We start from the raw sequence: 19,507 nt of genomic DNA on the forward strand, positions 1-19,507 counted from the left end.
CCGTGGCTCTATCCTCGCTTTTGGGGATCCGACTCATGAATCTGAAGGAAGCGCTGGCGGGAGCATTACGCGGAGCCCGTGCACACCAAGGGTTGAGTTACGAGGATCTGGCGGGTGCAACGCATAGAACGAATGTAGGGAAGCTTGAGCAGGCCAGGACGACGCCGACGCTGGAGAAACTGGATGAGATCGCTGACTACCTAGGCCTCGACCTTTTGACGATAGTGACTCTCGCCATTGCTGCGCAAGGTGACGAACTTCCATCCGAGGCTTTGCAACGTACTGTCTTGCGAATCAGGGAATTCGAGATGACTGGAGGGTGGCAGTTGGTAGAGGAGCAATTCAGTGACGGAAAGCTCATCAAGCGCTCCCAAGGCAAGCCAAAGCGGCCCGTTAATGCGAATTACATTCGAGCCCTGAAAGCGCAAGGTTTCGACAGGAAAACAATCGCCGAAAAGCTCGGCGTTGCGCGAAGCACTGTCCAAAAATATTGGAATACCTGAGCCGGCAGAACATCAGCGATCCTTGACTCACCCTGGCGTAACCATCCCACTCGACCAACCGTTTCTCCTGCATTCGCTCATGCAGTTTCTGACGCGGTTTTGAGTGGTTGCTCTAACTTCGCAGAGGTAAGGTCTGCCCTCAACTAAAGAAGAGAGCAGGTGTTTTGATGAAAAAAGTCTTAGGCGTAGCTTTGCTGCTAATTGTGGCGGATGCGCAGGCACAGACTGTGGAAGCGGAGATGACAAAGCTGAAGCAGCTTGCCGAAAGCTGTATCGCTTCACTTTCTACTCAGAGCTGCGGCGCAACCACTTCCTGTAATGTGTTCAAGAGCTACAGCAGAGAATTGATGCCGGATGGCCCTGCTGGCTATTACGAGTTGCATGGCCCGGATAAGTCAATGAACCCTCAAAATGGAAAGCTGGTTAGCGAGGCAGTGAAAGCCGCTTCCAAGGCAAATAAGGCCGGAGAAAAGTGCAATCCGACGTAGCTGCTTTTGGATCTGCAGGGCGCATTCCTATGCGATTCAGGTGGCCGATAGCAGTCTAGCGCCAGGCAGCTATCAGCCAGTTCCGTCCGTTTACGTAAAGCCCAGACGCTCGAGCGACTGCTGAAGACAATCTGAGCAAATCGCGGTTTATGGCGCGCCCTATCGGGTCGGCTGTCGTAAACCATGCTATGGCTGACGCCAAGTCATGGCCCTTTGGGCTTCCATCCTCGCGCCTCCGGCCTACTGGCCTGCGCGCTCCGCTTGCCCCAAAGCAATGGAGCGTAGTCATCTGCTTGGTCATATTTCTGTTGGAAGGTGCAGTTGTCGGGGGGACAATATGGTTTTGGTAGCCTGGTAGGTGGCCATTGAGGAAGGAACCCCCGCATGAGTCAGAAAGTCCTGAGGCTCCCCCGGAACGATGTCGGTCGCGATTTCGTCGTTGGTGACATTCACTTCAAGACGATTGATCTCCACAAAGGATTGTTGAAGCTAGGTTTCGACAAAGCTATCGACCGAGTCATCGGGGTGGGTGACCTCATAGATCGCGGGCCAGGAGTCCTCGACGGCCTTAAGCTTCTTGGTGAGCCGTGGTTCTTCACCGTCCAAGGTAACCATGAGCAGATGCTTATCAATGCTTACAGGGATAACCCCAGCGCTCGTTACGTAGCTCATGGCGCAAGCTGGTGGTCGACCATAGCTGACGAATCGAAAGAAATGATAATTGGAAAGCTTGAGAGCCTTCCATCCGTCATAGAAATCGAGTCGCCTCGCGGATTGGTTGGCGTTGTTCACGCGGACATACCTGCCGGAATGTCATGGGTCGAGTTCACTCGCGACATATCAATCCCTGCTGTCAAAGAAATCGCGCTGTGGGGGCGCGAGCGGATCAAAAAGCACCATCGAGAGGGTGTCAAAGGAGCTTGGCGCGTATGTACCGGGCACACTTGGATTCCAGCGCCTGTTCGACTAGGAAACGTTCTGGCACTCGATTGCACGGGAGGGGGTGAAGGGCCACTCGCTATTTATTGTGTTCAGGAGGATACGATTTATGTAGAGGGGCGCCGCGTGTCTCTTGACCAGTCGGATGTCGTTACCGAGCTGCTGGACGAACTTGAACGGACGGCGGGCCGTCTGAACGCAGCCGCCCATTCCAATAAGCTAATTGAGTCGCAAAGCTTGAGCCAAGAGGCCGACGAGTTGGCTCGTCGATTGAACACTACCTGGCTGACCTTACGTTCGGAAATTGGCGAGTCTCAGAAGTTACTTAACACGCTGCACGGACTCAGCCTGCTCACGGGCGAACGAAGGGCAGCTAAGCTCGAAGAGCTGAAATTCAAGCATGCAGGCACCCAGATAGAGGGATTGCTTTCGAGACTTCTTGATTGAAGGATGAGTAGCAGTAATCTTGGGGATCTAAGAGAAATGATGGCCGAATCTGTGCAAGTAGTTCGTAAATGAAGCATGTGAGACTAATACGACATGGAGAGAGCGCTGCGAACGCGGGCCAAGCCACTTTAGATCACTCGACCATTCCTCTGACTCCGAAAGGATTTGAGCAAGCGCACCTGGTGGCTCTGTCGTTCAACCATCCTCCGGCTCTGATCGTTGCCTCGCCTTTCACCCGAGCGCACTCAGCCGCTATGGCGACCGTAGCGGTGTTTCCTCATATCCCTTTTGAAACTTGGCCCATCCAAGAATTCACTTACCTTGAACCCGCGCGGTGCACTAGCACAACCGTCGCTGATCGGCGCGAATGGGTAGAGGCGTATTGGGCCAAGGCAGATCCTGGTTTCACGGATGGTGAAGGCGCTGAGTCATTTCTAGATTTCATAGCTAGAGCTCAGTCTTTCTTGGAGCGTCTTGCTGAACATCCCGCCCAAGGAATCGTTGCGTACTCTCATGGCCAGTTCATTAACGCTGTAGCCTGGCTGATTGAGCGCAAACCGCTCGGCATTGATAGCGGAGCTATGGTGGACTGGCGCGAGTATGAAATCGCGAACCACGTGCCCAACTGCGGTGAGTGCCTGCTTTCGAAAAAACCCGCCGAAGCCGATTGGAGAGTAAGCCGGTCAGCCCCTGAGGAGCCACGAACGGATAACACTTGGCGCGTGCCGGGCAGAGCCTACCAAAAGGTTCGCGATCCCGAGCGCCTACTCATTGAAGAACGCGCCGAAGCTCTATCCGCTGCCGGCTACCCGCTGCCAGCTGATGACCCGGCTATGTACGCTGAGCAAAGGCTGAAAGAGGCCAGAGCGGCAGCGCGTTCATCCCACGTAGGTAGCGTTAGCGAAAACACTGCGGCTGAGCTCTCCGCAAGAGAAGTATCCCAGGTACTAAGGGAGGCGATTTTCGGTCGAAGCGTCATGAATAAGGTTGGTCATGAATCATGGGGCGAGATTTATGCCGGCCACTTCCAGATCAATGTAGATGATTGGCAGATATCGATTTATAACGACTGCGATCAGTTGGATTACTGCGAAAAATGTATCAGCCCGGATGGGCGACACTGGTCGTTTGACTCCGGAGATCGCTTTGGCACAGACCCCATTGCACTGCTATCTGTATGGGAGCATCAGATGCTTGAGAACCTGCTGAAGGCTCTCTAGCGGTCGACTTTTAGTCGGCAACGACGACTGCCGCAACCGCGCATCTTCTAAAACATTGCCTTTAGTAATCATCCCAGTCGTCGTAATGCTCGTCGGACTCTGGCTGACCATCATCGCGCTGCAGGTCTTCAGTTATGAATTTGACACGACAAACCTTATGCCTTACCAGCGTGTCAGGCACGTACTCAATCGCAGGCGTCTGCGATGACGGGCTGCTAAGCAAATCATCCAAGTTCGTGAAAGCAGTTCTAGGCTCGAGTGAAGCCACCACGGCATGATTAAAAAGGGTCAGGTTTGTACCTTTCCGCACTTGAGCGGATTCGAACAGCACACCGTCGAGCGGCGGGTCGAATTGTGTCGCTAGGTACTCCGCCATGACTTGTGTAGCTAGGTATTCGTGTTCCTGATTCGGAAGCACCGGGACGGTAATTTTTGCGTGGAGTGTTTTCAAGAAGATGCGCCTACCCATTTGCTCTTCGTAGCTGGCTTCAAACGCAATCAACGGCCTCGCTTCGTAGGCTTCATCCAATGCAATGAAATCCAGGACGCGAACGGGTCTTGTGAGTTTGAATTCGCCGCTGACGACTCGTCCTCCAACTGGTGGGCGAAGCTCGGCAACACAGGTTTTTCGGTCAAAAGCTCCGTAAAAAGCGGCCAATCCTTTAGGGTTCATTCGGCCAGCCCCTGCGACCTCCTTGGGTGGCGGGCCAAGTTCTGCAGCAGGGTTGCTAATGATCGAGTCGTATTCTGAAGCGGAATCACAGCGCCTGGCACGAAAGATCTGATCGTCGACAAGCTCTTTGACAACGGACATTGATCCATTAGGGCTTTTGAAGGTTGAAAGCCCTCGAAACAGCCAGTCCAGAAAATCCTTGGCATGCTGACTAAAAAATCGATTTCCATGCTTCATTTCGTTCTGAAAATTCAGCCATCGAGCTTCTGCTTCTCTCGGTCGAATCACTCTCCACTCATAGTTTTCATCATCACTGTACCTCGCTTCACCTCCTTGCATGATGTCGTAATGGGAGCTTTCGTTGAGGTCGCAGAGAACACGCTCGGCGACCGGGTCGTCCTCATCTAAACCAAGTAATTCTGCGACATAGAAGATAAGGGGGTCGCCAGTCTGCTCTGTTTCAGAGCGCTTTCCATTGTCATCGTACTGGTCATATATCGCTCCAGGATGGCAATACTTCTGGAGGACATCGTCGACCATGCTGATCAGGTCTTCGAATGGGATAGCCTTACGCCTTTTTAAGCAGAACGAGCACTCCGCAGTCACGCCTGTTCGCCTGATCAACCCAATGAGATAGGCTTCGTTCAAGCATTGGTGGCAGATCAGGTCTTTGTCCATGGGGCTGTGCCTAGCAAAGTTCAGATGGCGGTGATTCTAAGTCACCTTAGACGCTGAGCCCGATGGAAACTTGCTGGGTCTTAGTCTTCAGGGCGTGTCCTGGCAATCAGGTAGCGCAGGTGCACAGAGGCATGTCACATGAAGCAACCGCTCTTCGATTTTGACCTCAAACGCGTTTCTCGCCGGCACTACATAACTGGTAAGGCCGCAATCAATTTCCCGCGCCTGGGGTGCAGCACCGGTGGCTGGCACTTCCTTTCGTACTTTGACCGAGAGGCAGGGGTCGTCAAAGTATCGCTTGCAGGGATTCACTACCCGGATACCGATGCGTTCTTCGGTGACACTGGCGTCACTGATGTGACCGAGCAGCTAGGGGAGCGTGGATGGCCCGTAGAGGACAGAAAGTTCTTCATGGCTGATCACTACAGAGCTGCAGCAGACATGATTGTGAAATGGGCGTTGAGCGATTCAAAACACTGCAACGTTGAAGTTGCCGAATGGTTCCCTTCCCCTGGGGCGAGAAGTCGGCTGCTTTGGGTACTGGATCTTGGCAAGCCCACGCTTTTGGTACTGAACAGGCTGCAAAAAGTGGAAGCTTGGCTAAGCTCGCAATAGGTGATGATGTCAGGTTGGTCAGGAGGACAGCCGTTGTCATACGTGACGAATGAGAGCAATGGATATGCGCAAGAAGTCCCAGTCATGGTTTGTCCCGCTCCTGATCCTTTTTGCCGTCCTGTGGGCAATGGGGAAGAAAGACACGCCTCCAGCCCCGGTACAGCCACATGCTCTTAGCACGCCGAATACGCTTGCGTCGATTTCCCCGGCCTCACCGCTAGCCCCGGCTCCTGATTCCGCAACTGAGCACTTCGTGAGTGCCGATAATCTCAATGTCAGGGATCAACCTGGTGGAAAGGTCATCTCCAAACTGAAGCGCGGGGAAAAGGTTCAGGTCTTCGAGACGAGGAATGAATGGGCGCGCATCAGCATTGATGGTCAATCTTCGAAATGGCTTTCGTCCAAGAGTCTATGCAGTGGGCCTGGCTGCTACGTTGTGCCGAAGCCCAGACCGTCGGCCCAGCTTCCACTGCCCGCTCGCCAACAGACTCCAGCTTACGGTTCCTCGTGCCCCTGTTCCTCTGGAAACGTGTGTATAGGGCCTAGGGGTGGTCGATACTGCATTACCTCTGGCGGTAACAAACGGTACGGCGTTTGAGCGATTATCTGATGGCGTCTTGCGGGGGATTACACTCTCGTAGGCGCTTTAGCCGGTAAACGAGCCGATCTCTTGACGAGGTTTCGTTGCAGATGGATATGTATTGGCTATGAATCCGTAACCACCTGACTCAACAACCATGTGGTTCAACTTCATTTTTGATTTTCCAGCTCAGGGCTAAACATGCACACCATACGGAAAGTGGTAATTCAGAATTTCAAAAAATTCAAAACGCTCACGCTCGATTTTGAGTCTGGGAAGAATGTGCTGATTGGCAACAATGAGGCAGGAAAAAGCAGCATTTTGCTCGCGCTAGACCTCGCGCTCGGCGGGAGTCGCAACCGCATTGAAGCTCTGGGTGCAGAAGCTCTGCTCAACAAGGATTCGGTTGACACTTTCCTCGCTGGGGAGAAGAGCCTGGAGAAACTACCTGAGCTGATAGTCGACGTTTTCCTAGAGGAAGGTGACGACGAAAGTCTCTATGGAACCAACAATGCCCACCAGCGCCCGACTGACGGCGTGCGCATGATCCTTGCGGTGATGGCCGAATATGGCGAAGCGGTGCAAGCCATCTTGGCTGATGATCAACCGAACTTCCCATTCGAGTATTACGCGGTGCGGTTTGAAACGTTCGCCGGCAGGCCCTATGCAGCTTTCAACCGCCCCATTAAGCACATGATGCTAGACGGTTCACGTATTGATGGCGATCACGCGTCTCGTGAATACACCCGAGCCGTTTACGCTTTCAACGCCCCCGTTGAAGACCGCTATAAACTTGAAAACCTGTACCGCCAAGGCAAGCAGGCTTTTACAGGACAACATCTCGCAGCGCTCAACGCTGACCTACCCGCGTATCAGTTTGGCGTACGGAGTAGCGTCCGGTCGAACCTGGAAACTGACCTAATCATCACGGAAGACAATATTCCGCTTGAGAACCACGGCAAAGGAAGGCAGTGCTTCATCAAGACAGAATTTGCGCTGAGCAAGCACAAGCAAGGCGGCTTGGATGTAATGCTCTTGGAGGAGCCTGAGAACCACCTCAGCCATTCCTCCATGAAAGCACTTGTCGCCAAGCTAGCGGAGAACGAGAGCACCCAGCTTTTCATTGCAACCCACAGCAGCCATATCTGCTCAAGGCTTGATCTTCGGCATGCCCTTTTGATCGGCCCGAATGCAGCTGCTGGCTCACTTAAAGCCCTATCACCTGACACCGCAGAATTCTTCATGAAGGCCCCGGACAACAACGTCCTGGAGTTCGCGCTCTCGAAGAAGGTGATATTGGTTGAAGGTGATGCTGAATTCATCCTGGTGGAAGAGTTCTATAAGCAATGTACAAATGGGCGTCTACCGCATGTCGATGACGTTCACATAATCTCTATTGGGGGCACCAGCTTCAAAAGGTACATGGAGCTAGCTAACCTGCTCGGAATTCGAGTCGCAGCCATACGAGACAATGACAAGGATTATCAGAAAAACTGCGTAGAAAACTACGTCGACTTCGCTTCGGATAATGCCAAAGTCTTTGCCGACAAAGACAATGACCGTTCAACCTTCGAAATAGGGTTGCACAACGACAACGAGGAAACCTGCAAGACCGTCTTCGGCCCAGGACGAAAAACCCTCTCCCCCTTGGAATACATGCTGGCAAACAAGGCAGAAGCCGCGTTTGAGCTGCTCAAGGGAAAGCCAGGCGAGCTCACCGTTCCTGCCTACATCGCGGAGGCAATCCAATGGATAAACGAGTGATGTTCGCCGTGGCAGGGTCAGGGAAGACCACCCTGCTAGTGAAGCGTCTGAGCCTAGAAAAGCGCGCACTAATAATCACCTACACGGAGAACAACTATCGCCATTTGCGCGATAGCATCATCAAACGGTTTGGCCATGTCCCAAAAAACATCAACCTGCTGAGTTATTTCACGTTCCTTTATAGCTTCTGCTATCGCCCTCTGCTGCAAGTGCATATGCAGACGCGGGGAATCAGCTTTCGAGCTCCGCACGCCCGTACGTTAAAGCTCAAACGGGACAATATGGCGTATTACGCCACAACAAGCGGCAGCGTTTACCACAACCGCCTCGCAAAGCTCCTAGAGACCGTTGATGCAATTCCTGACTTGATGGCTCGAATGGAGCGCTTTTACGATGAGTTTTATGTCGACGAAGTTCAAGACCTAGCAGGCCATGATTTCAACCTGCTAATGGCATTAGCGAAAGCCAAGGTTGAGATGCTGTTTGTAGGTGACTTCTACCAGCATACGTTCGACACCAGTCGTGATGGAAACGTGAACAGCTCGCTACACGCTGACATTGGGAAATATGAAAAACTCTTTCAAAAGGCGGGTGTGACTGTCGACAAGGAAACACTGAGCCGAAGCTGGAGGTGTGGCGTCACCGTATGTGATTTTATCCGTACACATCTCCAGATTGACATGCAGTCACAGCATACGTATGAAACCGAAATCATTCCTCTGTCCAATCAAGTGGATGCTAACGCCGTGCACGCGGATGGCAACGTGGTGAAGCTGTTCTACCAGGAGCATTACAAATACGGGTGTCTGTCTAACAACTGGGGCGCTAGTAAGGGTTTGGATCACTACAACGATGTGTGCGTAGTGCTGGGTACTACTCACTGGAAGATCTACCAGACATCCTCGCTTGCCGCGCTCCCTCCACAGACAAAAAACAAACTCTATGTTGCCTTCTCACGGACTCGCGGAAGGCTGTACCTAGCGCCCGAAAAACTTTTCAAACCATTTAAAACGGACTAGGTCGTAGCCATGGGTGGTGATGTCTGGCGTAAGACCTTGTCCAGAAAGTATGCTCAGTATGAAGGGGAACCGCTGGGCATGACACCTAGCGTGATCAGTCGAAAGACTGGCCCTGCTCCATCTCCCCAATCCAGCTGTATGTGCCGTTTAGCCAAACGAAGACGCTGTTGAGCACCTCGCGCAAGTGCCGGATGTTGATATGCGTAACGTCTGGGAGATGGTCTTTACCACTGTTGGTCGTCGCATACCGAAACGCCATCGAGTCTGGGTCGACGTTGTCCAACTGGCGAATGAATTCGTGAACAGCAGTAGCGTTGACGTCAGAGCGCTCTAGCCCCAAGTCCTTGAGCAGATGCCGCAACTCCGACCACAGAGGCATCAACGGATGCTTATCGTAGTTCTTGGGCTCTTTGCCTGTCAGAGCGCGAGCACTCTTTAGCATCAGCTTGAACTGCAGCTCCAAGGAATGGCGGTACAGAAAAAGCAAAGGATAAATGCCGCTGTCCAATGGCACCTGACGATTCGCCATGGCCTCCACAAGACCGTCGGCGGCATCTTTGTATGCAAAAGCATAGAGGTCGGCACGAAAGTGAGACCAGTTCAGCATCGCGTTGTACTGCCAATCCTCACCCTGGATAAACAGCTGCTGGCCGGAGAAGTCTGCCGGCCACTGGATGGCCTCAAGCTCCGGGTCGAGCATCGGTAGCGATTCCTCATCCATATCGTCTCCTCACGTTGGCCAGTCCATGGTGTAGAACTTTACGAGTCTGGGTGGACTATCGGCAACCAGTAGGTGGTTTTCTGGCTTGGGCTACTGTGCGAGAAAGCGTGATCTCAGGTTGAGGTCACAGTGTCCTTTTTGCGGGGACATCGAAAAATGGCTCTGATCTATGCTGGGCACGGTTTCGGCGCTTAATTGAGCTTCAGAGGGTACGTTATCGCGGCAGCCCAGTAGTCATTGCAAGGAAGCGTGTATGAAATTTTATCGGTTTGATCCCCAGAAACTTGTTATGCCCGTGAAGCACGACCTGCAAGTTGATTCCGATTTGGCCGGCCTGATTCTCCAGGTGCGTCCCAAGGACTGCATTGTGCTGGCCGGTTGGGACGCGAGGGCCCAGGTTGGTAAGGTGAGCGCATTCGGGATCATCATGACCGTTGATCGAGAGTCAGACCGTGCAAAAAACCTGTGGCGCGAGGCTGATGTCACGCTTCGGCCCAGCTCGAATGGACGACGTTACTGGGTGCAAGCCAAACACTGGTTTGCTTTTGCTCCTGACGTGGTCAACCGGTACGGTCTTCCAGATCTACATGCCGAATATTTTCCAGACATCGCTGGATTCGACATCCCTGCACCACCACCGTCCGTGAAAGGTGTGAGTCGTCCCTCGAATTCGCCGACAGGTGGGTACGTCTATGTCATTCGATCTAAGCTGGGTTTCAAGATCGGCAAAACAATTCACCTGAAAGCTCGCACTCGGCTCTTTGAGGTCAAGCTCCCCTTTCCCATAAGCCTTGAACATTACGCCTGGTTTGACGATTACAGTCATGCAGAGCGAAGCTTCCACATCACTTATCAAGCAAAGCGCCTTGAGGGTGAGTGGTTCGATCTCGACGCCTCCGATCTTGAGCAGATCAAAACTTTTGGTAAGTCTGTGCCGGTGGCTGGGCTGTGAATAGGTACTCAAATGGAAGTGATTAGCTATTTGCGAGTCGAGTCGATAGAGACTTGCCTTGAAATGTTGATGAAGGCTTTGGTCACAATACCGACCCAGATCATTGAAGGTGATTCTGTCTCTACAGGCTCTTCTGCAGTCGCCATGCTAGATCGCGAAGCCTTCATCAAAGCCTGCGAGAGCCTCAAGCCTGCTGTGGTATTCATTTATCGCGAGCATAGCCTTTTGGAGGAACAACTCGCCGATCTGGTTTCCGAAATCACAGACGTCCAGGCTGAGGCGGATAAGCTCCGACAGGAGTTCTTGTCTAGGGAAGCGGAGGTCGTGGCTAGGGCTCGAAAATCCTGTCCTGATTACTCTCACCTTCAGTGTTTCTTTACCAGCGGGGCGTTATTAGTCGCTATGGCCTGTGAGGTAGGTGACTACCAGGACTTCACAGAGGCACTCGATAGATTTGAGCAGGCTGCGGATGAGGCTGAGGAAATGGCGTCATCTCTAGACCAGGCAAGACTGAATAGTGAGATGAAAAAGGTCGCGGAGACGGTTTCCAAGGATCAAGGATTCATTTCCCTTCGTGGCAAGCGAAAGCGGGCGATGTACGTCCTAAAGCATTATCGACAGGGGATTCCTGAGTCTCCATATCTTGAGCGACCCGATCAGGGATCAGAACCTATTGATCGGAACGTCGTTCTCGTTGCAAGGCAGGCCGCTGATATTCTTGAGTTTGAGACCTGAGCACGGTCAACCGCCGACGTACCACAGCCGGTTAACTGTGCTCTTGGGCAGTTCTAATTGCCGGCAAACCTCCGCTTGAGAAAGGCCTGCCGCCTTAAGATCGCGCACCGCTTTGAGTCTTTCTGCGGCAGCGATTCTCTGGGGTGTAGTGAGCTTTTGGGGTTCGGCAGGTAGCTTTTCATCTAGAACTCCAAGCTGCATGAGTTCTTTCATTGTGTCATCCAAAACTGAGCGCGCGGTCTTGCCCTCATCGGCAGCGGCCACGAGCGTGAGAAAGGACAGTGGCATTAAGCCTAGCGCTTTAGCGATGTCGGCACTGAGGTCGACGCTTACTGACGTTGTCGATGCCTCCAGCCGGCTTATGTGACCTTGGTCAGTCTGATGCTGGAGGTCTGCTTGCGATAAGCCACGTCGAACCCTCAGCCACTGTAGTGTTGCCGCGTATGCCTTCCGCAAAGACATCCAGCGCACCTCTCCACAAAAGGAGACGGTATGCCCCGTTTGATGAGTTCCACACAAATGTATATAGTCATTGCGATGGAACGAAAGATGCGCCACCTTTGCGATCTGTACGTGCGCAGAGCCCTATTTTCTTTGTCGCCAAGAGGATCATCAATTTATGACTAATTCTTCTGCGCACGCGCTGCTGCGGGAGGGGGAAATCTCCTCTGCTGGCACGTCGCTGTCTCATGCAGAAGTGGAAGTATTGGTCGCGGGGCGCTTCGGTCGTAAGCCTTTTTGCACCGTCGAGGACTGGGTCATCTTCCACGTCGACGAGTCCCCAGAGTCGCTCGCGAAAGTACGAGCTACTGGTCTGGAACCGATGTTCATGTATGCCCACTGCGTCGTCCATGACGGTCATGGCCGGTTTCCGCCAGGGGGCTGGGTGCGCTCGACCCTGTGTAAATCGTTCGACGGTGTTTGCCTGTTCGAGACGCGAAACACGGTGTACGTGCTCGTGGGAAAAGGGCGCGAGATGACTGCCTCGCTGAAGACAATATTTGGCTTATGTTAATCGCAGGCGCACTTCGCGGGCCTGCTCAACAAGAGATACACGATGTTCAGGATTAGCATGCAAGACCAGGCCGGCCCGGTGGGTATGTTCGGGGATGGTCTCGCTCACTTTCACGCCATGTCGCGATCCTTGGTTACCCATTGGTATCACGTGAGCCTCAAGCGCCGGCATGAGGGGCGATTCGTAGCTTATGAAGAGATGCTGAACGATGAGCCTCGCTTGGTGGAGCTGCTGGTCTCCCAAGACGAGAGCATGGTCATTCAAGATGTCCAGGTCGTTACCCCGGCATGGATGAACAAAGGGTCAGGCTGGAAGATGGAAAAGCTGAAATCGCTTTCCATGGGGTTCAACCAGGCAGAAGTGCCAATCTGTGTTCTGCAGGTCGAGAGTGGTGATGTGTACGTCAATACCCATCAGCGCGACCTCGATGTCGATACCTTGGTTGGGGTCAGGGAGCTATATCGGCGCAGTGCTGCAACCACCGGCGTAGCCTCAGCGTCGGAGGCTCTGTAGCTATGGACGACATCAATACCGTCGCAGTCGATTTACATGAAAAGCGCTACTCGGACTTCGACCTTCTTCGCATCGCCAAAGCAGTGAATCAAGACTACGACGGGCTGGTCACGGCCTACCTGGTGAATGTCCATATTCATGCGTGCAGTGCTGTTGGTGTGGTGTTCGGTCACATTTGCCCTGGGCCGTACCAACGATTTGCAGATGGTCGGCTGATTCGGACATCCGACATTCAGTCCGTAACGAAGGAAGACAGGTTTTGGGTGATCAATACGGTCAACTCGAAGTACGTCATTGCGACGTTCAGGCGGGACGTCGGACGGCGTAGCTTGCGTGAGTTCATGCGCATAGCGGGAGACAGGTATCTGCCAACGCCGGATCGCCTCCAGTAGTCGTTGATCGTTTTGGGCTTGCCCCTCTTCAGGGACTGGTGTCGTGAACCAACCCCGGAAAAGCCGGGTTTCTGCCTTGGCGGGGTTGCTTTCCACCCCTGATCAGTCTGGACACTATAGATCAGCAGCCCGACCTCTTTGGGCGACCCAAAACGGCTGTAAAGCCTCAGCCGCACCTATATCCAGTGACGGACATTTTAAAAGGGTAAGTCTTCATCACTGAGGGGCAAGTGCGCTATTGGCGGTTTTGGCGTCAAAGCTTTATGAATGCCCTCAAGCCGACCTAGCATCTCGTCGAAGGTAATTACCAAGACATCCTTGAGGCTGTTCCGGTACTGCTCGAAGGCTCGCTGCTCACCAATCTTTGATGGGGTACGGCCAATGATGACAATGGCCGCCACGGCATGTGCGTGGACACGGTCATCGAGATCCTCGCTCAGACCGAGAATGTTCTTCTGCAGAACGCTTCGCTGGCTAATGACCTGGGCCACGGATCCACCGAGTTCGTAAGATGGTACGTAGGTCTTGCGGTAGGCTTTTCCGAGTAGGTCGTGCTGAGGGTGTTTGATCTCGATCAGAGCAAGGTTTCCGGTGGCCTTCGCAGCCATCAGGAAGTCGGAATACTGGCCCCCTTGACCTCTGATGTCCTTACCGCCTACATAGGGCTGTTCTGCAATCATCTTGACGGGATAACCGAACGCCATGTCGAGTACGAAAGAGTGCTCACGCAAGAAGCGTTGCCACTTGTTCTCGGCGGCGTTGCTTTCCAGCATTTTCCGATACACCTCAATGAGTTCGCCGAGCGTTATGAGCTCGATCTCAGACTTCAGCTGATAAAGGGCTTTTGGTGCAGATTTCGCCAGCGCGGAGACGCTTTGCTGGGCAAGCATGACTGCCTGCTTTTGATCTTTGGGTGATAGACGAGGTGCCACTGACCCCAGCGCTACAAGATTTTCAAGCAGATCTGGCGGGAGCTTGCGTTCACGTGGAGGATAGAGCTCGGGGGCCGCTTTGTGCAGGAGCCCCGTGTAGCAAACAAGTTTTTTGTCGGCAGCGGTTTCTCGCTGATGCCGCTGAGTTAGCCGATCAAGGCTTCGCTCCATTTTCTCAAGCTGAGCAACGCCTAAACAGAATTGATTGCCCTCGATTTTCGCATCAAAATTCCCTGGCCCACCATGCAGAAACAGTGTGTCGATCCCCTCCAGATCATTTAAAGCCTGGATTATATATCGGTACTCGTAGTGGAAGCCGAGACCGTAGCGCCAGTCTTTGGTGAGCCCTACAGGGAGAAGTCCTAGTAAATCCTCAAGCTCATCCTGATTGTTAGGATGTGGATACTCTTGGAAGACAGGGCGAGTAACCACTATCGACAGGATGTTGTTGTACTTGGGCTTACCGTACTCAGAGTGTTCCGAGCGGGCGTTGATCGGATAAATGGTCAAATACTCGGAGGTGACCATCAATAGGAGATGCCAGCCTGACCCGTTGTCCGGCAGGGGTACATCGCTGTAGAAAACGAGTGTGGGGCCATAGTAGTCATTTTCGTCGTATTCGCCCGACTCCAGTGCTTCGAGTTCTCCCTCGCTCAACCCTCTCGCTTCACCATTGTCGAAACGAAGGAATGGGCCGCCATCCGCGCGCTGTTGCATGGCGTACTGTGAGGGGCGCATGGATGGCATGTGCTTTCGTCCTTGATCGAGTTATGGTTTCTACTTGCCCACGCACTGGCGGGCCGAGTGCGAGTCTAGCGAGCCGCTAGTGTTTTGGAGAAGGGATTGATGAGAGCTTGTCTGGAGAGAGCGGTATAACACTGGGAAGGCTGCAAGTCGTTTATATTTTAACTGAACATGCCAGCGATAATCCTGGCGTCGAGTAAGGCGTGGTGAGGCAACTCTTCACCCTCGCTGGTTGGAGCAAGCGTCGTCGCATCGGTAGGAAAATTGCGAACGATTCTGGGCCATCGTCCGTCCTCATATACCAGGTTGCAAAAAAGCTCCCAATCGTACTGAGGGGCATCCGTGACGATCTCGACCTCATTTTTGAACAACGTCAGAAACTTGAGCAGAGACAACCTGGCTTCAGCTGTGGGTAGCGAGTAGCTCCCTCCCCACAGCTGCGGAAGGACGACTTGTACGACGAAATCGCTACAGTCTTCTTCTCGCCATGTGTCGAGCAATTCCACGTAGAATTCGCGCCCATCCTCAGCCACCAATGCGAGTGAGATCAGCTTCGCTTCTGCTGATAGCCGGGTAAACTCGCAATCAAGAAAGAGCCTCATGTTAGAACTCCGCAATGGCTAGGGCTCGCCTGGATATGGCGCAGGAAGGTCAGCTATGGGAAATGGCCCTCGAGCATCTTGGCTCAGACGGACTCCTCCAAGCGGTCATCGAAATGTGGAGCCGCGCCGCGCCTCCGCCCAGACCATTGGTTGAGCACCTGTCCATCAATCAGGTGAGTCAGGACGTCTTGAGCATACTGAAAATTGCCCAGCAGCGGGTAGGTGCCATCGTGCCAGGTCGAACGCCTGATGCAGGCACAGTCACGCTGTACGCTCGTCACGCTAGCAACTTAGTTGATGGGCTCATTACACTGTTGCCAAAGGTGAAGCTTTCGCAAGCCTTACGAGGCTCTTGTCTTGAAATCGAATTGGGGATTTGACGTCCGCACAGGCTCCACGAATACCAGTCAGCAACAATCCTATTAAAACTTGCCCAGCGAAATGCGTCCTTTTGAGATGTTCTATGAGCTCTGAATTAACTGAAGAAGAAATGCGTCGTGCCCTATTCGGTACGCCTCAGCCCGAAGAGCAGGTGCCTGCCCCTCAAGTACAGGAGCATGTGCCAGAGGTGGTACCTACAAAGCCAGCAGAAGCTCCCCAAGTGAAGAAGAAAGTGTCGAAAGCATTTACGCCCAGACTGAGGGTCACGCTACGTGTTGGAAACGAGTTTGAGGGGAAAATGATCGAGTTGATTCACAAGGCCGATACGTTGAGCTCATTGCTTGCTGAGCAGGAGGCTGTGAAGGCTGCTAGGAAGAAGTACAAGTACGTGGAAGTGGTATCGGTTAAATCCATGTAAATGCGCCAAATGACCTAATCGTGCAAAGGGTCGGCCCGTACATGGATCATTGATCAAACATCTTGCATGGCTAAAGGGCCTTCAGATCGCTTACATGCAACTGCTCTTGATGCCTCTTGATGCCATTGGCGCTGATGCTATAGGATCAGATCAGGAGATGGCATTCCTCCTTTAACCGCCTTCGTGCTGATGATGCCTACGTGAACCCTGGACAGGGTGCGTAGGTGTGCCTCCCTGTCCTCCAATTTAGGACAGGATATGATCTTACCCTTCGAGTTTCCCTTTCTTCTCTGCGCCTGCCTTCTGCCTGTTACTCCATTCAGGTCTGATGAGGTGGGCTCACCATGCTGAAGTCATTAATCGTCATTGCAGTGGGTGCTTCACTTGGAGCTTGGTTACGTTGGCTCTTGGGGATGAAGCTGAATGCTCTGTTCCCGACGATTCCTCCAGGTACTGTGGTTGCGAACATGGTTGGGGGTTACATCATTGGCCTGGCCATCGCATTCTTGGCCGCATCTCCGACCCTAAGCCCTGAGTGGCGTCTCCTAATCATCACGGGTTTCTGTGGTGGCCTTACTACCTTCTCTACATTTTCAGCCGAAACGGTTGCCTTGATTCAGGAAGGCAGACTGCTCTGGGCGCTCGGCTCAATTTCGTTGCACGTCGTAGGTTCGTTAGCGATGACCGCTGCCGGGCTTCTGTCCTACCAAATGATTGGTACTCGCTGAGGAGATTGAAATGAAAGGCTTTATGGTCGTTTTCTTTACTCAACAAAACCGTCGCTATCAGGGAAAGATGCTAGGCGAATGGATCGTCGACGTGGCTAAAGAAATGGGTTTGCGAGGCGCCACGCTCTGCACTGGAATCGAAGGGTTTGGGCACACCGGAAAACTGCATTCATCGCACTTTTTTGAGCTGGCGGATCAACCCACGGAGATTCGCTTGGCAATCACGGAAGATGAGGCAGAACGGTTGTTCACACGACTGGACTCCGAGGAGATATCGGTGTTTTTCACTAAGACGCCAATCGAGATGGGCACCCTTGGAAAAACGCCTTCCAGCGCAGCCCCCTCCACAACTTCGGAGCTATGAACATGAGCTACGCGGACATCCCAGCTGGCAAAGCCATCCCCGATGACTTTTTCACCGTTATCGAGATTCCTGCAAACCACACTCCGATCAAGTACGAAGTGGACAAGCCAAGTGGGCAGATCTTCGTTGACCGCTTCCTCAGCACACCGATGTTCTATCCGGCCAACTACGGGTTTATCCCGAACACGCTGAGCGACGATGGTGATCCGCTGGACGTCCTGGTGGTTTGCCCTTATCCCGTCTCACCTGGCGTTGTCATCCGCAGTCGCCCGGTGGGTGTGATGTACATGACGGACGAAGCTGGTGCGGATGCCAAGGTGATCGCAGTGCCTCATGAAAAACTCAGCTCAATGTACAGCGATGTAAAGGAGTGCTCAGACCTCCCTGCGTTACTCCTCGCACAGATCCAGCATTTTTTCGAAAACTACAAGGCACTGGAGCCGGGTAAGTGGGTGAAGATGGGGCGTTGGGGGAGCGCGGATGAAGCGCGGGAAGAAATTCGCAAGTCGGTAGCAGCGTATATCCCCAAATAGGCTTACTCCAGATTGAAATGCCACAGTCGGAGGATCGCGCTGAGGTGCGGGCATTTATGGTGGGTTTCAGTTGCTTCAATCATCAAATATCCGGGGAACCACACGCCTGTAAGGAATGATCAATGTTCGCTCGCCTATTGAGGATATGCGCTTGGAGCGTGCTCCTGAGTTTCGTGAGCGAGCCTCTGCCGGGGAACAGGCTGGAGGCTGATTAGGGCTTGGTGTAAATCGTTACAGGCTATGTGCCCTGCCGCGTTGGTAAACCTCGGATGTTAAAATAATCGCTTTGGATAAAAGCGTAAGGACACTGATGACTCACAGCAGAACTCCCGCAGAAACCCCTAGAGCAGCCGCGATCCTGGCTCGCTTCCTATCGTCGGAATCCGCTGGCGGTCTCGTACTGATGGGCGCAGCACTCGCGGCCTTAATTGTGGCTAACTCGCCTCTCTCGCAAGGTTATTTTGCCGCCTTGCACAGTGTCTGGCTGGGCATGTCTGTGGAGCATTGGGTCAATGATGGCCTGATGGCTATCTTCTTCCTGATGGTCGGCCTTGAGATCAAAAGGGAGGTTCTGGCAGGCGGGCTCTCCACTTGGGGCCAGCGTGCCTTGCCGGGATTTGGTGCTATAGGCGGCATGGTGGTGCCTGCGCTGATCTACATCGCAATCAACTGGGGGAATTCTGAGACCTTGAAGGGGTGGGCTATCCCTGCCGCTACCGACATCGCGTTCGCCCTGGGCGTCTTGTCGCTCCTAGGTAAGCGAGTCCCTACGTCGCTGAAGGTCTTCCTCGCCGCCTTGGCGATCATTGACGACCTGGGTGCTGTAGTCATCATCGCCTTTTTCTACACCACCGGTCTTTCCATGCCGATGTTGCTGGCATCGCTCGTAACCCTGGTCATTCTGATCGCAATGAATCGATTGGGCGTCAGACGATTATTCCCTTATTTGCTGGTCGGCGGTGTGCTGTGGTTCTTCGTGCTGCAGTCGGGAGTGCATGCCACCCTTGCGGGTGTCGCTGTAGCTCTGTGCGTCCCAATGGGCAAGCCTGAAGAGGAAGCCCGGTCTCCACTGCTATTCCTGGAGGAAAAGCTGCACATGTGGGTTGCGTTCGCTGTGGTGCCGATTTTCGGCTTCGCCAATGCGGGCGTTTCACTGGCAGGTATTTCCATGGAGAACCTAGTCGATCCGGTTCCTCTGGGTGTTGCGCTGGGCTTGTTGGTGGGCAAGCAGATTGGCATCTTCCTATTGGCTGCTCTTGCCATTCGTATGGGCCTGGCCAAACTACCAGAAGGCAGCAATTGGGCACAGCTTTACGGCGTTGCGCTCCTGTGTGGCATCGGCTTCACCATGAGCCTGTTCATTGGCAACTTGGCGTTTGCTGGATCAGCTCACCTGATTGACGAGGTAAAAGTCGGCGTGTTGATCGGTTCGACCTTGGCTGCAATCGGTGGAGTCCTGATTTTGCGTCGCAACGCTGCGCCTGCCGTTGCCACAGCCACTCTATCGAGGTGATTAGAAAATGAGCTGACAGCAGAATTTCTCTCCATCAG

23 protein-coding genes, 1 pseudogene and 1 riboswitch are annotated in these 19,507 nt (G+C 53.3%); of the genes and pseudogenes, 19 read left to right on the top strand and 5 right to left on the bottom strand.

Translation table 11 applies throughout. From position 1 onward, the window contains the following. The first annotated feature begins 35 nt into the window (after window positions 1-35). The 5 genes and pseudogenes from HU718_RS22875 to HU718_RS30045 all read left to right on the top strand — a co-directional run bounded on the left by HU718_RS22875 (window position 36) and on the right by HU718_RS30045 (window position 3,597). Window positions 36-503, top strand: coding sequence for a helix-turn-helix domain-containing protein (locus HU718_RS22875; RefSeq protein ID WP_186614654.1), 468 nt, complete (start codon window positions 36-38; stop codon window positions 501-503). Window positions 504-670: 167 nt separating this feature from the next. Next, window positions 671-991 carry a hypothetical protein gene (locus tag HU718_RS22880; protein ID WP_032900654.1) on the top strand — a complete coding sequence of 107 codons (321 nt, stop codon included), beginning with the start codon at window positions 671-673 and terminating at the stop codon, window positions 989-991. Window positions 992-1,375: 384 nt separating this feature from the next. Further along, on the top strand, window positions 1,376-2,377 hold the full coding sequence (locus HU718_RS22885; protein WP_186614652.1) for a metallophosphoesterase: 1,002 nt from the start codon (window positions 1,376-1,378) through the stop codon (window positions 2,375-2,377). Window positions 2,378-2,445: 68 nt separating this feature from the next. Then, window positions 2,446-3,054 (top strand): annotated as a pseudogene (locus tag HU718_RS29715) (histidine phosphatase family protein); the annotation flags it as partial. A gap of 156 nt (window positions 3,055-3,210) precedes the next feature. Further along, entirely contained in the window at window positions 3,211-3,597 is a 387-nt protein-coding gene (locus HU718_RS30045; RefSeq protein WP_437180883.1) for a DUF7693 family protein, read from the top strand. A 61-nt stretch (window positions 3,598-3,658) separates the two neighbouring features. Here the strand turns inward: HU718_RS30045 and HU718_RS22895 are convergent, their stop codons facing one another. After that, window positions 3,659-4,948, bottom strand: coding sequence for an RES family NAD+ phosphorylase (locus tag HU718_RS22895; protein WP_186614648.1), 1,290 nt, complete (start codon window positions 4,946-4,948; stop codon window positions 3,659-3,661). A gap of 138 nt (window positions 4,949-5,086) precedes the next feature. Between HU718_RS22895 and HU718_RS22900 the strand changes: the two genes are divergently transcribed. From HU718_RS22900 to HU718_RS22915, 4 genes are all read left to right on the top strand, one after another. Continuing rightward, the gene (locus HU718_RS22900) at window positions 5,087-5,563 is read left to right on the top strand and encodes a hypothetical protein (RefSeq protein ID WP_186614645.1); all 477 of its coding nucleotides are present in this window, start codon (window positions 5,087-5,089) and stop codon (window positions 5,561-5,563) included. 127 nt (window positions 5,564-5,690) lie between these two features. Further along, window positions 5,691-6,161 carry an SH3 domain-containing protein gene (locus HU718_RS22905; RefSeq protein WP_150749982.1) on the top strand — a complete coding sequence of 157 codons (471 nt, stop codon included), beginning with the start codon at window positions 5,691-5,693 and terminating at the stop codon, window positions 6,159-6,161. Between the two features lie 183 nt (window positions 6,162-6,344). Beyond that, on the top strand, window positions 6,345-7,907 hold the full coding sequence (locus HU718_RS22910; protein WP_186614643.1) for an ATP-dependent nuclease: 1,563 nt from the start codon (window positions 6,345-6,347) through the stop codon (window positions 7,905-7,907). Next, window positions 7,892-8,926 (top strand): AAA family ATPase, encoded by a 1,035-nt coding sequence (locus HU718_RS22915; RefSeq protein ID WP_186614641.1) that lies wholly within the window; start codon window positions 7,892-7,894, stop codon window positions 8,924-8,926. The genes HU718_RS22910 and HU718_RS22915 overlap by 16 nt, the downstream gene beginning before the upstream one ends. Window positions 8,927-9,020: 94 nt before the next feature. Here HU718_RS22915 and HU718_RS22920 read toward each other — a convergent pair whose 3' ends face one another. Then, entirely contained in the window at window positions 9,021-9,647 is a 627-nt protein-coding gene (locus tag HU718_RS22920; protein ID WP_225936818.1) for a hypothetical protein, read from the bottom strand. Between the two features lie 253 nt (window positions 9,648-9,900). On the opposite strand from HU718_RS22920, the gene HU718_RS22925 reads away from it, so the two are divergent. Beyond that, the gene (locus tag HU718_RS22925; RefSeq protein WP_186614639.1) at window positions 9,901-10,599 is read left to right on the top strand and encodes a GIY-YIG nuclease family protein; all 699 of its coding nucleotides are present in this window, start codon (window positions 9,901-9,903) and stop codon (window positions 10,597-10,599) included. Window positions 10,600-10,611: 12 nt separating this feature from the next. Beyond that, window positions 10,612-11,334, top strand: a complete 723-nt coding sequence (locus HU718_RS22930) for a hypothetical protein (RefSeq protein ID WP_186614637.1) — start codon at window positions 10,612-10,614, stop codon at window positions 11,332-11,334. A 6-nt stretch (window positions 11,335-11,340) separates the two neighbouring features. Here HU718_RS22930 and HU718_RS29930 read toward each other — a convergent pair whose 3' ends face one another. After that, window positions 11,341-11,796 (bottom strand): helix-turn-helix domain-containing protein, encoded by a 456-nt coding sequence (locus tag HU718_RS29930; protein WP_186614635.1) that lies wholly within the window; start codon window positions 11,794-11,796, stop codon window positions 11,341-11,343. Between the two features lie 157 nt (window positions 11,797-11,953). Between HU718_RS29930 and HU718_RS22940 the strand changes: the two genes are divergently transcribed. From HU718_RS22940 to HU718_RS22950, 3 genes are read left to right on the top strand one after another with little or no spacing between them, the layout of a single operon-like run. Further along, window positions 11,954-12,349, top strand: a complete 396-nt coding sequence (locus tag HU718_RS22940; protein ID WP_186614633.1) for a DUF6957 family protein — start codon at window positions 11,954-11,956, stop codon at window positions 12,347-12,349. Between the two features lie 42 nt (window positions 12,350-12,391). Then, a complete protein-coding gene (locus HU718_RS22945; protein ID WP_186614631.1) occupies window positions 12,392-12,862 on the top strand; it encodes a hypothetical protein in 471 nt (156 codons plus the stop codon). A 2-nt stretch (window positions 12,863-12,864) separates the two neighbouring features. Next, window positions 12,865-13,254, top strand: a complete 390-nt coding sequence (locus HU718_RS22950) for a hypothetical protein (RefSeq protein WP_054090284.1) — start codon at window positions 12,865-12,867, stop codon at window positions 13,252-13,254. Window positions 13,255-13,451: 197 nt separating this feature from the next. Here HU718_RS22950 and HU718_RS22955 read toward each other — a convergent pair whose 3' ends face one another. Then, window positions 13,452-14,933, bottom strand: a complete 1,482-nt coding sequence (locus tag HU718_RS22955) for a Shedu immune nuclease family protein (RefSeq protein WP_186614629.1) — start codon at window positions 14,931-14,933, stop codon at window positions 13,452-13,454. A 158-nt stretch (window positions 14,934-15,091) separates the two neighbouring features. Further along, complete coding sequence (locus tag HU718_RS22960; protein WP_186614627.1) at window positions 15,092-15,532, bottom strand: 3'-5' exoribonuclease; 441 nt, start codon at window positions 15,530-15,532, stop codon at window positions 15,092-15,094. Between the two features lie 463 nt (window positions 15,533-15,995). Between HU718_RS22960 and HU718_RS22965 the strand changes: the two genes are divergently transcribed. From HU718_RS22965 to nhaA, 5 genes are all read left to right on the top strand, one after another. Beyond that, window positions 15,996-16,331, top strand: a complete 336-nt coding sequence (locus tag HU718_RS22965; protein ID WP_186614625.1) for a hypothetical protein — start codon at window positions 15,996-15,998, stop codon at window positions 16,329-16,331. 144 nt (window positions 16,332-16,475) lie between these two features. Beyond that, window positions 16,476-16,537, top strand: a riboswitch (Fluoride riboswitch). 138 nt (window positions 16,538-16,675) lie between these two features. After that, window positions 16,676-17,059, top strand: a complete 384-nt coding sequence (crcB, locus tag HU718_RS22970) for a fluoride efflux transporter CrcB (protein WP_055135309.1) — start codon at window positions 16,676-16,678, stop codon at window positions 17,057-17,059. Between the two features lie 10 nt (window positions 17,060-17,069). Beyond that, window positions 17,070-17,423: a DUF190 domain-containing protein gene (locus tag HU718_RS22975; RefSeq protein WP_008438039.1), complete on the top strand. Its 354-nt coding sequence runs from the start codon at window positions 17,070-17,072 to the stop codon at window positions 17,421-17,423. Between the two features lie 2 nt (window positions 17,424-17,425). Then, on the top strand, window positions 17,426-17,956 hold the full coding sequence (gene ppa, locus HU718_RS22980; protein WP_055135310.1) for an inorganic diphosphatase: 531 nt from the start codon (window positions 17,426-17,428) through the stop codon (window positions 17,954-17,956). 310 nt (window positions 17,957-18,266) lie between these two features. Further along, the gene (gene nhaA / locus HU718_RS22985) at window positions 18,267-19,469 is read left to right on the top strand and encodes a Na+/H+ antiporter NhaA (RefSeq protein ID WP_186614623.1); all 1,203 of its coding nucleotides are present in this window, start codon (window positions 18,267-18,269) and stop codon (window positions 19,467-19,469) included. Window positions 19,470-19,507 lie beyond the last annotated feature (38 nt).

The sequence above is a fragment of the Pseudomonas tensinigenes genome, from assembly GCF_014268445.2.
Lineage (GTDB): Bacteria > Pseudomonadota > Gammaproteobacteria > Pseudomonadales > Pseudomonadaceae > Aquipseudomonas > Aquipseudomonas tensinigenes.